Genomic DNA, 14690 nt, shown 5'->3' on the forward strand with positions numbered 1-14690 from the left:
AAATTTAGTCACACAAAACCACATGCAACAAAAAGGCACCCGAAGGTGCCTTTTTGTACCGATTTATGAACTTATCAAGACGACTTACTCCGCAGAGTCCCGTGCGTTAATAATTGCTACGTCATCTGCAGTTAACACTTCGTCATAGATTTTCAGCTCGTCAACTTGACCGTTATAGGGGATATCCCAATAGTTCACACCCAATGCAAAGTGAGTATCACCTGCAGGGGTAAATACGTCGGGGAATCCCGCCATAGTGCTGGTTTGTGCACCGTTGATGTAGGTAGTCAACCTGCCGTTTTCCACTACCATCACCAAATGACTCCAGCTGCCGGTTGGGATCTTGGCGTTGAATGTCCCGTCATACCAGGCAGTACCTGACCAGAGCATAGTGTTTTGCGCATCACCCGGGCCACGCGGTACCACGCTAATCCAACTAGAGTCAGTCGCCCAACCAAAGAACGCCGGTGTGTACTGGGTTCCCGCAGTCAAGTTCAGCCAGATCGAGATACTATAAGAGTGATCGTTGATCAGGTTGTCAGGCAAGAGCACACCCGAGTTACCATCCAGCACCAGTGCCTTGCCCTTGGCGCCGTCCACATAGCTGACTGAACCGCCAGCGACATTGACGCGATTGCCTACCACTGTGCCGTCTGCATACACACCGCTGGTTTCGCTCAAATCATCTTCAAATGAGAAAGTAGCCAGCGGCACTGGAGGCGCCTTGGATTTCACCACCACTTCAAACGCTTTCGTTTCGGTGAGGCCGCCGTAGCTCAGGGTTGCCATAAGTGTTGCGGTTGCATCCGGCTCGGTAGCACTGGGCTGGGTAATGGTTCCAACAGCATCTATTGCGCTTTGATTGCTGGAAGACCAGCTGATGGCCACACCATAAGCACCCGCCAATGGCAGATCTATGTCGCTCTTCAAGCCCGAGAGATCGCCCAGCTCCAAGCCCGCTTTGGCGGCAGCAAGTACATCGGCAGCGGGCATATTGCCGGGTTCACGCAAACCAACCTCTTCGGGAGTCAGCACGGTATTGTAGACTTTGAAGTCGTCAATCAGACCGTTGTAGGGAGTATCCCAGTAGTTCACACCTAAACCAAAGATGCCAACATTGTTGCTAAATAAATCGACTACACCATTAGCCGTACATTTCTTCACACCATCCAAATAAACCGTGGCCAGGCCCTGATCTACTGAAAGCGTAACCTGAGTCCACTCATTTAATGGCAGTGCCACACCAGAAGCACACCAGGTATCACCTACTCCAACGGCAGTGGATATATGCCATACCTTGAAGGTTTGATCCCACCAGGTTTCCAATGGCAGACTGATCCAATCAAAACCAACAGCACCAAAGAAACTGGCGGTAAACCAGGTTTTGGCAGCAGGTTTCAACCAGTAAGAGATGGTGTATTGGTAGTTATTGATAATGCCATCGGGCAGGCGCACGCCGTAGTTATTGAGGCTGATGGCCTGACCATCGCGCCCTTCAACATAAGCCGCCACTCCACCGGTATTGTCGATGCGGTCGCCCGTTGTGGTAGCGCTGGCGAAAGTGCCGGTAGCATCGACCAAATCACCATCAAACTTGAACTGCGCGGTCGCTGGAGCCAAACGCAACGCCAATACTTTTACCACCATGCTCTTGGTTTGGGTTTGACCATTCAAGGTGATAGTGGCAGTCAGGGTTACATCCTGATCACCGGCAGTTGCACTGGGGCGATTGACGTGAGCGACACCAGTTAACTCACCGGTTTTTTTGTCCCGCTTGAGGTTAATCACCGCCGGATTACTCGATACCCAGGTAATCTCGGCTGCACGGGTGCCGCGCAATGGCACAGTCATGGTTGGATCTACGTATTCCGCAGGCAAGGACAAATCATCTGCAATTGCCGTCAGGTTTTCGCCGGTAGTACGCGCCTCCAACTGGGAACCCCACACCGAAACACCTTTAGTCGATATCGCGGAGAAAGTTGGTACCAAACGCGCTGCTGCTGCATCCCACTGCCACGCCATTACACCTTCATAGGTATCGCTACCCAACACCAGGGTAATGCGCTTGTTGTCAGTGTCCGACAGACGATAGTAACCACTCACTTCACCAGTGATGGTGCGGTCGTCGTTCAGGCGGATATAAACCGAGTTATGAGCGACAGAATTAGTATCCAGGCCGTGATTGATGAAACGGTAATCGCCCACCAGATCATTAGCATCCACTACGTTGGTACCCTCGATAGGCGCATAACGCTGCGGCGAAGAAACTAACCAACCGTCTTTATTGACCCACATTTCATGCACACGCACCGAGTGCTCTTCACCGCGATTCGGGAACCGCGTATGGGTGACTAACAAAGTCTTTTTGGTGGCTGCATCGTAGTAAGCAGAGTTATGACCTGGCGCCAAATAACCCCAGCTGTCGGTAACATCGCCCACTTCAGAGACAAAGTTAAAGCCGCCCATTAACTTCACACCGTATTTGCTAAGCGTTTCGGTATTGGTCTTGGCGAGTAACATGTCATTACCTGCCGCATCCAAATAGGGGCCATCGGGATTTTTGGAGCGGGAAACACGGATGTTGTAGCCACCGGTTGCGTTATAACCACCGATTGAGGTGAACATGTAGTAGTAGTCGGCGTCCGGGTTGTAGACGATAAAAGACCCTTCAACCGCAGCAAGGCCGCCTCCGGTCAAAGGCTTACCGTAACCTTGACCAGCCTCAGGTTTGCCAGTGGTTTCATCCATTCTCAGGATGAAAATGCCCCCGGAATAGGAACCGTAGACCATCCACATTTGATTGTTTTTGTCATAGAAGGCTGTAGGGTCAATCACGTTCGGATCCTTGAAACGATCATAGGTGGTTTGACCGTTGTCCAGCGGAAAACTGGCGAACTCCTCTGGCGAACGATAATCAGAGCGTAAAAATATGCCCTTATCGACATAAGGCCCTTCAATGGAGTCTGACTCCGCCAAGCCTAAATACGAACGATGGAAACACACCTCTGTGGGTACAACTTCCCGTGGGTCGTTTTGGCCGCAGTGGTTGTAATAAAACCAATATTTGCCGTTGGGCGCCTGAATCACATTGGCAGCCCAGTTACCGACATAGCCATCGGTCCAGGCAATACCTTCGGCGATCTCAGATGAATAGGTATTGAATAGCGGGTTTTGGTCGTTTACACCGTCAGCCACACGTGTCCAAGACATCAAATCAGTGGATTTTGCCACTGATAAATGCGAGCCAAACACGTAAAAAGTGCCATCAGCTGCTTTAATAACAGAAGGGTCATGCACCGCCATGTCGTTGTAAACAATGGCTTCGGCATTGACGGTAGGGTTAGGTAGGCTCACGTTTTCAGGTACAACATTGGCAGGGATTTCACTACCTTTGTTGTCCGATCCACCACCGCAGGCGGTGACCAGCACGGCGCCACCTATGAGGAGCGCTAGTTTATGAAGTTTCATCGGGTAACCTCTCACTGTAGTTATTACTTATTAGTTGGGTCAGATATTAGGTAGTAACTGATGAGCCACATCATTAGTCATACAATAATACTAACAATTATGGTGTCACAAAGTTTTCAGCGAGTAAACACCTATGAAAGCAATTTCATCAGTTGACACCAAAATAGTCATACAATAGTATTATATTTGAAAGATAAATATAACTAGGCTCTTTTTGTCTGTGGCCACGCACAGACAGCCCTCAGGCCAAACTTTCCCCCTTCTGCCGGCACCTGCCTGCAGGATCGACAAGCTGGTACTGAGAAAGAGCCGCAAAACTCAACTACACGTGAGGTCACCCCATGTTCAAGCGTTCCGCGCTCAGCAGCGCTATTACTTTTGTCGTAGCTTTGGCCAGCCAGCCGCTCTATGCACAAGACAGCGCACCCACTAACAACGAAGCCGATTTGGAAGAAGTTGTTGTTACCGGTATTCGTGGCAGCTTAACCAAAGCACTTGATATCAAGCGCAATGAAATTCAAATCGTCGATGCCATCATTGCAGAAGACATCGGCAAATTTCCCGATAACAACGTCGTTGAAGCACTGCAACGTGTCACCGGTGTACAGGTCACCGGCCGCGGCGGCGGTGAAGTAGACGGCGTGACTATTCGCGGTCTGGGCGACGTATCCACTACCGTTAATGGTCGCCAGATTTTTACCTCTACCGGCCGTTCGGTGGCACTTGCGGATATCCCTGCAAGCCTGCTTAACCGTGTTGATGTGTATAAAACCCGTTCCGCCGATCAACTCGAAGGCGGCATTGCCGGCAATATCGATATCAAAACCCACCGCCCTTTCAATTTTGACGACACCAAAGTCGTGATGGCGGCGCGAGGCATCCACCAATCCACATCGGAAGAAATCGATCCCAATGTCAGCATGCTGGCCAGTGATAGATGGGAAACCAGTGTTGGTGAGTTCGGCGCACTGATTAACCTCTCTTATGCCGAAACCAACTACCGCGATGAAAATATCTGGATCGGTTCGCTCGACCCCTACAATGCCGACACCTATGGTGTGATTCGCAGTACCGAAGGCGGTTATCAAGCGGGAACTGATCAGGGACTATCATCAGCCCCCGGTTCGACCCTGAATGTCAACGGCGTTCCTACCGAATATGTATTGCTGCGCGATGCCATGGGCTTCACCGATTTCACCGGTAAACGCGAGCGTCCGGCCGCTAATATTTCGCTGCAGTACGCACCTAATGACAACTCTGAGTATCTGTTTGAAACCTTTTACAACGGTTATCGCAACCAGGCATTTAACTCGTTGGTATTCATCAATACCAACGGCGCGAGCCATTTCCGCAATCCCGATCTTTACCCCAATTCCAACGTGGTAAAAACCAACTACATTAATAACGCCAATATGTTCACCTCGGGCGATGGCTCAAGTGGCCATACCGACAGCTGGGTTTATGCACTGGGCGGTAAGTGGGAGATTAATGATCGCCTGAAAGTGGAATCTGAAATTGTCCATCAGACCAGCGACTACGAAGGCCGCTTTTTTGCCATGCGCACCGACTCAGTACGCGATCGCTTAGTGGTCGACTTTAATTACGACGATGGCTTGCCATTAGTGGCATTCCTGGATGACGAAAACACACCCAATATCGACGAAAGTGATTTAACCAATCCCGCCGAGTGGAGCATGAGCACCGCTTATGACAACGGCCCAACCGATAGCGGTGAAGCAACCACCTTTAATATCGATGCCGATTACGAGACCGATTGGGGCCCCATCAAACAGCTCAGCGCCGGCTTGCGCTATGACGATCGCGGTGCAAAATCCAAATACAAAGACCAAAGCGGTGGCTGTAAATCAGAAACGGGTTGTGATCTGACGTTGCTGCCAGGTTTGGTGAACATCAGCAAATCCGGCTTCTTTGAAGGCAAAGCCTATGTACCCAGCCAATGGTTGGCGGCAGACGGCAATTACCTGCTGGAAAACTCCGATGAAATCCGCGCGCTCTACGGTTTCCAGGCGGGCGGCTCGGATTATCAACCCGGCAGTATTTTCAATATTAATGAAGTAACCGCCTCCGCCTATTTACAAGCAGATTACGAATTCTCACTGTTTGATAAACCATTGGACGGCCAAGTCGGCGTGCGTTTTGTGCAAGTTGATACCGACATGGACTTCTTTGAAAACGCAAACGGTGACGGCGTAACCTGGGCTCCGATTAATGACGAAGCCAGTGAAAGCCGTGCACTGAAAAATCTGGTTATTCGCTACTCATTTACCGATGACCTGATCACTCGCTTTACCTACGGCGAAACTATCCGTCGCCCCGGTTATGGTGATCTCAACCCGGCACGCACCTACCGCCCAACCACCACTGGCCTGGAATTTGGCACTGCCAGCGGCGGCAACCCAGACTTGAAACCTGCAGAATCAGTGAACTATGACTGGTCGCTGGAATACTACTTCGCCGAATCCAGCTCGCTCTATGCGGTACTGTTCCGTCGCGATGTAGAAGGTTTTGTCGCCAGTGCAGTCACCAACATTGAAGTAACCGGCAACGCCAACCCGGACCTAAACGGCAAATACCGCTTAACCCTCCCCTCCAATACCTCTAATGGTCAGTTGAATGGTGTGGAAGTAGGCTTGGTGTATTTCCCTGACAACCTGCCAGAACTACTGGACGGTTTGGGTGTGCAGGCCAGCTTCACCCTGCTTGACGGCGAAACCTACGACCCGGTATTTGATGAAAACAACAACATAGTCGAGCGCACCACCAATGATATGTACGGTGTGTCTGACACCTCTTACAGTGTGGTGCTCGCCTATGAAAAAGAACGTTTTGACGCCCGCCTGTCCTATGTATGGCGCGACGATTTCAAAACCGGCTTTAACGGTTGCTGCGCTATGCCCGGCGGTGTTTGGTCGGCCTCAGAAGCGAGCATGGATTTCCAGCTTAGCTATGACATAACCGATAATCTGGTAGTCACCTTCGATGCCACCAACATTACCGATGAAATTTATCAGGGCTACTACACCGACGATTATTTGTATAACAACGGCGCCTCCATTTTTGCCCGTACTTATGCTTTAGGTGCGCGTTACTCGTTCTAAAATCTGGCGAGTAACGCAAACAAAAAGGCCGCTGTTTCCAGCGGCCTTTTTGTTTTATGTCCGATCCAGCAGATTAACTTAACTGGCTGATCTTGCTTTGAAATCGCGGATAACCTGGTTGAAGTCATCGGCAAATTTTTTCAAATCATCCAACTCTTTTTTCTCTTCGCTGCGCGCCAAACCGGCACAGCCCAAGTAGTCCTGCACGCCTTGCACATAGGCTTTTACATCGTTGTTTGCTTTAACCATCTGTGCGGTAACCACTGTGGCAGCATCGGGAATTTCTGGTTTGGCAGCGGGCTTGGCGCACGCCGAGGCCAGTGAAGACACCATACAAGAAGCAACAAAACCAACAGCAACAACCAACGATTTCATAAACCTTCCTCTAGAAAAGTAGATCGACAATTAAAAACACGCTCAACCACAACCGTGACCAAGGTCACAAACCTGAGAGTAAGATTAGCAGAGCTGGCATAAAAATCATTATTTTTTATTCCATTTTTATAATAAATAAGCATTTATTTTTGATTTTTTTATTTAATTGGAATAAAAACACCAAAAACGACGTGGTATTGTCTTTTTAAGAAGACGCACCAGCAATGATGAAAAATGCGACAAAATACCGGCGCAGATCCAGGCAAAAAAACCTTATGCCTCAATTGATTCGGCAGGCAACAAAAAGCCCCGCTGCAGCTCACCGCAGCGGGGCTTTTCTCATTGCAATCGGGCAGAGCCGCTTAATCAATCATCGATGGCTTACCAAATACCGGCATGCCTTTGTCGTTCCACTTGAGGGGTTTTACAAAGGTGTGGCGATCCGGATTCCACAGTGGGTCGCCTTCGATTTCGGTGTAGGTGCGCGCATGGTAGACAAGCATTACTGTGTCGCCGTCTTCGCCGTAGGTGAAGCTGTTGTGGCCGGGGCCGAAGATTTTATTAGGAATATCCGAACAGAGCACTGGCTCTTTGGATTTCTCCCAGGACGCGGGATTTAATAAATCCGCATTCTCATCGGCCCACAACAGACCCATTGCATAGTTTTCGTCGGTGGCACTGGCGGAGTAGCTGATAAAAATTTTGCCGTTGCGTTTTAAAATCGATGGGCCTTCGTTTACCCAAAAGCCGCGAATTTCCCATTCGAATTCCGGTTTGCTTAATAGCACTGGCTCACCCGCCAACTGCCAAGGCGTTTTCATGGGGGCGATATACAAATTGGAATTGCCGCGAATGTTCACGTCTTTTTGCGCCCACAAATAATAGAGCACACCCTTGTGGGTAAAGGTGGTAGCGTCCAAACAGAATGTGTCTATACCGCTGTCAATCTGGCCCATAAATTCCCACTCGCCTTCAAGCGGGTTAGCATTTTTGTTGCGCACGCAATACATGCGATGCTGAAACAAATCGAATTTAATTTCGCGGCTGGGTGCTGCAGCAAAATACACGTACCAGGCTGATTCGCCGGATTCCGGGTCTTTGTTGAAATGAATTTCCGGTGCCCACAACAATTCGCTGTAAGGGCCAGTGTCAGGTTTGTGCCAAGCATCCACAGTGGGTGCTGTAGCTAATTCGGCAATGGTTTTGGCGCGGCGCAATTCAATGCGATCATACGCCGGCACTGATGCAGTAAAATAATAATAGCCGTCAGTATGTTTATAAATAAACGGATCAGCGCGCTGTGGGATCAGGGGTTTTAATAATTCACTCACAAAAAATCTCCAAACATTTTTTTGATTCATGCACACGCATTAATGTTGTGCGATATAGCCTTTAACAATCATGGTGCGTTTTAATTCGGCGTAATAGCGGTCGTTGATACGATACATAAACATCAGCAACCCCATTAAGCCGTGGAAAACACCGGGAATAATCGACAGCATCAAAGCAATACCCATCATTGAGGTCTCGGATTGCTCCTGGTTGGGCACGTATTGGAAATAGGTTAACAGCCAACCCACCATCAAACCGGCAATACCCATACCTGCTTTTTGCCCAACCGAAATACCGCCGTAGGCAAAACCGGAAACGCGTTTGCCATTTTTTACCTGACCGTAGTCAATGGTTTCCGAAATAATTGACCAGAATACCGGGGCATGTAAGTCCACTACAAACGACAACAGGAAATACAAAATAAACGCCAGCAATACATCTTGCGGGCCAACAAATACATAAATCGCCACACTTAAACCGGCAACAATCAATTGGGTGTAGCGGAATAAATTGATTTTGCAGTAGAACTTGGTGATCCAGGTGGAGGCGATCATCGCCAGAATAGCTGCTGCCACCCCGGTGGATAAAAATGCTGACACTGTGGCATCGTCGCCACCCAAATAATATTTAGCGTAATAAATTGCCACTGAACCGCGAATCACGTAACCAATGGTGCCGGTAATACACACACCCACCAGAATTAACCACTGGTCATTTTTTAATAATTGCAAAAACTGGCTAAGCAGCGGTTGTGGCTCCACTACGTGCACTACACGCTCGGTTGTTTTGAAGTAGCAGAATAAAAACATCGCCGCACCAATAGCCGACATAATCGCCATAGCCACTTGATAACCTACCGCTTTATCTGTCCACATTCCCGCTACCAGCGGCACCACAATGGCCACCATGAAGGCACCAATTTTGGCGAGGAATAAACGGTAGCCGTTGGCTGAGAGTTTTTCTTTGGGGTCACTGGTGAGTGCACTGGGCAATGAAATATAAGGAATGCCAACACCGGAAGTCATGAAGGTCATCATGATATAAGTGGAGTAGGCCCAAATTAATTTCGCGTCGTATTCCCAATTGGGTGTGGTGAATACAAAAAACACACTGACTGCGTAGGGAATGGCCAACCACAACAACCAGGGGCGATAGCGGCCCTGTAAAAAGGTAAAGCGGTCGGTAATTTGGCCCATCACCAAATCAGAAATAGCGCCCACTACTTTTACGGTGAAAAACAGTATGCCCATATCCATGGGGGTTAATCCAAAAATATCGGTGTAATAAAAAGTGATGATCAACATCATCGAGGAGATAACCACATTTAACGCCATATCGCCCGCGCCAAAGCCGATTTTCTCGGTGATAGATAACTTCTCGCTATTCGCGCTAGTTGCTGGGGTTGATTGCATTATTATTTTCGCCTCGTGAATTTTTACTACAAGTGTAAAAAAAGCGGCAATACGCTTGGGAGTAATTGCCGCTTCCTTTAATTTCTCTCACCATTCCGGATTAGCTACGCTGGTCTACGACTCCTGCAATCGCAGGAGTGATGGATTATTTTTTTGTTACAAAAAATAATCATTTTCCACCGCGTGTACCAACAACACATCGATACCCGCCATACCAGCACTGGCTGCCGCCTGCAGCCCGAGCTTTGAATCTTCAAATACCACACATTTTTTCGGATCAACGCCCAACAATTCTGCGCAGCGTAAAAATGTATCCGGTGCGGGTTTGGGGTTTTGTACTTGATCGGCCCCGACTACAGCATCTATGTATTTATCCAAGCCACACAGCGCCAAAATTTTCCGGGCTTCTTCGGTGTAGGCACCGGTGCCAATCGCCATGGGTTTGTTGCCGTGATAGCGCTGGGCAACGTCGATCAATGCCGTTGGTTTTACATAGAGGTGCATAGAGTCGTGCACCACCTGCTCTTTAAAATCGTTCATTTCATCCAAACTGGCGCTGGCGGTAATGCCAAATTTTTCCAGCAGGATTTCAATAGTTCCCTTGGTGGGCACACCAGCCAGTGAACGCATAAAGGGGCGATCAATGGGAATGCCATATTTATTCAGTGTTGCAGTCCATGCATGCTCATGGAGTTGGCCGCTGTCTACCAGGGTGCCGTCCATATCAAAAATCAACGCATCGTAATGGTCGTACATCATTTGCTCTCTTGTTTGCCGGTTGGACGGAAATTAGAGCACAGATCCAGACTTAACTCGAAATGAAATTAAAATCTTCTCGTTGCGCAGACCGGTGCGGGTATTGCGCAGAGGTTTGTGAGACACGCCGTAAACCCTTCCCTGGGGGCTTGTCGCCGACATCCATGTCGGCCACAGTCTCAAAAACCTCTACCCAATCCCCTCACCTATGCGTTCTTAAACACCATCTTTCAGGTGAAAGTAAGCAGCGTTGTGGCGCAATTCGGTTTTGAAATTGCGCACAGTGGTATCTGCACCAATCACAACCGCTTCGATGCCAGCCATTTCAGCGTAATCAACAATTTCATCAGCCGTTACACCCTGGGTGTAAGCACTGTGGTGTGCACCACCGGCTTGAATCCACGCAGCAGCGGAAATTTCCAGATTGGGGCGCGGTTCCCACAGGGCTTTAGCTACTGGCAATTTCGGCAGTTCTTGTGGTGGGTTTACGGTATCCACTTCGTTGATGATTACACGGAAACGAGTGCCGATATCAATCAAAGAAATACACAGCGCAGGACCTGCTTTGCCGGTGAATATCAAACGCGCGATATCATTGCGGCAACCAATGGTGTGCAAATGTACTTCCAGTTTTGGTTTTGCAGCAGCGATGGATGGACACACTTCCAACATGTGCGCGCCCAATACTTGATCCACGGCGCCAAAGTGATAGGTATAGTCTTCCATAAAGGATGAACCACCTTCGCGGCCTTTAGACATCACTTTGCAGATGTGCACCATGGCAGCGGTTTTCCAATCGCCTTCACCGCCGTAACCAAAACCGGCTGCCATTAAACGCTGGGTCGCCAAGCCTGGCAGGTTAGTTAAACCGGTCAGGTTTTCGAAGCAGTTAGTAAATGCACCGAATTCACCGTCGGTTAAAAACTTCAACATGCCCAGCTCCAAACGCGCTTCATTTTTCAGCATTTGGTATTGATGTTCATCATCAAAAATCGCGGGGTTTACATCGTAATCTTTTTTGTACACTTCAATTTGTGCAGCAACTTGTTCGTCGGTTACTGCGTCTACTACTTTTTGCAAATCGCCCAAACCGTAGGCGTGAACTTCGTAACCAAATTTAATTTGCGCAGCAACTTTATCACCGTCAGTTACGGCTACTTGACGCATGTTGTCGCCAAAGCGGGCGACTTTCAAATTCTGGCTGGCGTACCAACCCATAGCCACGCGGCACCAGCTGTCGATTTGTTTTTGCACAGAATCCGTTGCCCAGTGACCCACAACCACTTTGCGCTCTTGACGCAAACGGGTGCTCACGTGACCAAATTCGCGGTCACCGTGGGCAGATTGGTTGAGGTTCATAAAGTGCATGTTGATTTCAGCAAACGGCAGCTCAGCGTTGAACTGGGTGTGCAAGTGCATATAAGGCTTGCTCAATGCACTCAAACCGGCGATCCACATTTTTGCGGGGCTGAAGGTGTGCATCCACAAAATCAAACCCACACAATTGGGATTGCTATTCGCCGCTTGGCATACCGCCAAAATTTCTTTCGGCGATTTAACCGTGTCTTGCGCAACAATTTTGATGGAAATATTGTTGGATTCAGTCAATCCCGCTGCGATGGCTTTGCTGTTCTCGGCGACTTGTTTTAATACGCCGGGGCCGTACAAATCTTGTGAGCCAGTTACCAACCAGACTTCTTTGTCGCCGTAAATTTTCATGCTGTTTTCCTCAGGAAATATTTTCAATTTTTTGTCGATTTTCAATTTTTGGTTGTTGGACATGGCTGCCTACGCGGCCCGACCCAACCTATACAACTTAATAAAATTTTACTTCTGCCCGTAATAGGCATTTTTCCCGTGTTTGCGTAAATAATGTTTATCCACAATGCCCTGTTTTAGCGGCGGTGTGTTTTGCTGCAAGGTTTTGGTCAAATAAGCCATGCGCGCAATTTCTTCCAGAATCACCGCGTGGTACACGGCATCCGCGCCATTTTTTCCCCAAGTGAATGGCGCGTGACCGGCCACAATTACCATGGGTACTTCAATCGGGCTGCGATCTTTAAAACAATCAGTAATTTGTACGCCGGTTTCTTCTTCGTAATCGCGTTCAATTTGCGCATCGGTCATCACTGCCGTGCAGGGAATTTCACCGTAAGCGTAATCGGCATGGGTGGTTCCGTAGCAGGGAATTGCCTGCTGGGTTTGTGCCCACGCGGTCGCGTAAGTCGAGTGAGTGTGAGTCACTCCACCAATGGTTTCAAAATGGCGATACAAATGGGTGTGGGTTTTGGTATCGGAAGAAGGGCGCATCTTGCCTTCCACAATTTTATTTTCCAAATCCACGATCACTATGTCTTCCGGGGTCATCACCTCGTAAGAAACGCCACTGGGTTTAATCGCAATTACACCTTTGCTGCGATCAATTTGCGACACATTGCCCCAGGTATACACCACTAGATTGCGGCGATTTAATTCCATGTTGGCTTCAAAGACTTCGCGTTTTAATTCGGTGTAGCTCATTAAGCTTTACCTCCCACACCGCCATTGTTCTCAAAAGCAGCCAGCGTTAAATATTGTTGATACAAAGCTTCATAAGCAGCGGCAGCTTGTGCGTTGGGCTGATAGGTTTTGCACACAGTAGACGCCATCACTTTTTGCGCGGCTTCTACGGTTGGATAAACACCGCCTACTACAGCGGCAAAGATCGCTGCGCCTAAAGCACAACTTTGTTCGCTCTCTAATACTTCAATCGGGCAGTTCCATACATCAGCGCAGGTTTGCATGACAAAATCAGATTTTTTAGAGATGCCACCAATTGCCACCACGGAATTAATCGCCACACCTTCTTGTTTAAAGCGTTCGATAATTGCACGTGCACCGTAAGCGGTAGCTTCAACCAAGGCGCGGAAAATATGCGGCGCACTGCTACCCATTTTTAAACCGGCAATGGCCATGGCCACGGTTTGATCCGCATCGGGCGTGCGGCGACCATTCACCCAATCGAGTGCGGTAATGCCAGATTCACCGATTGCTAATTGGCTTGCGGCTTTACTCAGCGCAACCAAAGTGTTGTCTTCAATTTCTTGTGCGAGTTTTTGTTTGGTTGCGTCATCCAGCAACACTGAATCTTGCAACAGGTTGGCTACCGGCCAGTTCACCAAATTGCGGAACCAGGCATACAAATCGCCAAAGGCTGACTGCCCTGCTTCCAAGCCCACCAAGCCCGGTGTGACTGAACCATCAACCTGACCGCAGATACCGGCGATACATTTATCGCCAATGTCGTCGTAGGTGGCGACGGTAATATCGCAAGTGGAAGTGCCCATAATTTTGGTGAGCACGCCCGGTTTTACATTGGCGGCAACCGCGCCCATGTGGCAATCGAACGCGCTGAAGCTCACAGGAGTGCCAACCGGCAGACCCAAGCGTTCAGCCCACTCACCAATTATTTGGCCGCAGGTTTGATCAGAGGTAAACGTTTCCGCGGGCAGTTTGTCGCGCAGGCCGTCCAGCAGTGGGTCTATACCCACAAAAAAATCGTTGGGTGGATAACCGCCCCAGCTTTCGTGCCACATCAATTTGTGGCCCGTCGCGCAGCGACCCATACGTAATTTGCTCGGGTGAGTGGTGCCAGTCAGCACGGCTGACATCCAATCGCAATGTTCTACCCAGAGGTAGGCAGCTTTGGCGACGGCGGCGTCTTCCCGCAGTACATGCAGGGTTTTGGCCCAGAACCACTCGGAGGAATAAATACCACCTTCGTATTTCAAATAGTTTTCTCTTGCCTTACCGGCAGCAGCAGTAATTTCCTGTGCCTCTTTCACGGCGGTGTGATCTTTCCAGAGCACAAACATCGCATTGGGGTTTTCGGCAAATTCGGGTTTAAGCGCGAGGGCAACGCCTTCGCTATCCACCGCGACGGGGGTTGAGCCCGTGGTATCGAAACCTATACCAACAACTTGCGCAGCCGCACCGGCTGGCGCTTTGTCCCATAGGCCTTGCACTACCTGCTGCAGGCTTTCCAGATAGTCGAGCGGGTGCTGGCGGAATTGGTCTTTAGCGGGTACGCAGAACAAGCCTTTTTTCCAACGCGGGTAATAGACCACGTTGCTTGCTACTTCTTTGCCGGTCAGGGCATCTACCAACAGGGCTCTAACCGAATCAGAACCGTAATCCAGCCCCAAGGCGTAGGACGTCATAACTTCACCTATTGTTGTACTGTTTGATG

General features: G+C 49.3%; 9 protein-coding genes. 1 reads left to right on the forward strand and 8 read right to left on the reverse strand.

The window, feature by feature from the left end:
- Positions 1 to 84: 84 nt before the first annotated feature.
- Positions 85 to 3468: a LamG-like jellyroll fold domain-containing protein gene (locus D0B88_RS18550; protein WP_151059017.1), complete on the reverse strand. Its 3384-nt coding sequence runs from the start codon at positions 3466 to 3468 to the stop codon at positions 85 to 87.
- Between the two features lie 341 nt (positions 3469 to 3809).
- Here D0B88_RS18550 and D0B88_RS18555 point away from each other — a divergent pair, with 341 nt between their 5' ends.
- Complete coding sequence (locus tag D0B88_RS18555; protein ID WP_151059019.1) at positions 3810 to 6587, forward strand: TonB-dependent receptor; 2778 nt, start codon at positions 3810 to 3812, stop codon at positions 6585 to 6587.
- Between the two features lie 78 nt (positions 6588 to 6665).
- On the opposite strand, the gene D0B88_RS18560 is transcribed toward D0B88_RS18555, so the two are convergent.
- From D0B88_RS18560 to D0B88_RS18590, 7 genes are all read right to left on the reverse strand, one after another.
- Complete coding sequence (locus D0B88_RS18560) at positions 6666 to 6962, reverse strand: hypothetical protein (protein WP_007646130.1); 297 nt, start codon at positions 6960 to 6962, stop codon at positions 6666 to 6668.
- A gap of 362 nt (positions 6963 to 7324) precedes the next feature.
- The gene (locus D0B88_RS18565; RefSeq protein WP_040393842.1) at positions 7325 to 8293 is read right to left on the reverse strand and encodes a family 43 glycosylhydrolase; all 969 of its coding nucleotides are present in this window, start codon (positions 8291 to 8293) and stop codon (positions 7325 to 7327) included.
- A gap of 39 nt (positions 8294 to 8332) precedes the next feature.
- Positions 8333 to 9706, reverse strand: coding sequence for an MFS transporter (locus tag D0B88_RS18570; RefSeq protein ID WP_007646125.1), 1374 nt, complete (start codon positions 9704 to 9706; stop codon positions 8333 to 8335).
- A gap of 156 nt (positions 9707 to 9862) precedes the next feature.
- Positions 9863 to 10465: a beta-phosphoglucomutase family hydrolase gene (locus D0B88_RS18575; protein ID WP_007646124.1), complete on the reverse strand. Its 603-nt coding sequence runs from the start codon at positions 10463 to 10465 to the stop codon at positions 9863 to 9865.
- 213 nt (positions 10466 to 10678) lie between these two features.
- Positions 10679 to 12181: an L-arabinose isomerase gene (gene araA / locus D0B88_RS18580; RefSeq protein WP_040393840.1), complete on the reverse strand. Its 1503-nt coding sequence runs from the start codon at positions 12179 to 12181 to the stop codon at positions 10679 to 10681.
- Positions 12182 to 12289: 108 nt separating this feature from the next.
- A complete protein-coding gene (locus D0B88_RS18585) occupies positions 12290 to 12982 on the reverse strand; it encodes an L-ribulose-5-phosphate 4-epimerase (RefSeq protein WP_151059021.1) in 693 nt (230 codons plus the stop codon).
- Positions 12982 to 14661: a ribulokinase gene (locus D0B88_RS18590; protein ID WP_225318463.1), complete on the reverse strand. Its 1680-nt coding sequence runs from the start codon at positions 14659 to 14661 to the stop codon at positions 12982 to 12984. The genes D0B88_RS18585 and D0B88_RS18590 overlap by 1 nt, the downstream gene beginning before the upstream one ends.
- Positions 14662 to 14690 lie beyond the last annotated feature (29 nt).

Source organism: Cellvibrio sp. KY-YJ-3 (genome assembly GCF_008806955.1).
Classification (GTDB): domain Bacteria; phylum Pseudomonadota; class Gammaproteobacteria; order Pseudomonadales; family Cellvibrionaceae; genus Cellvibrio.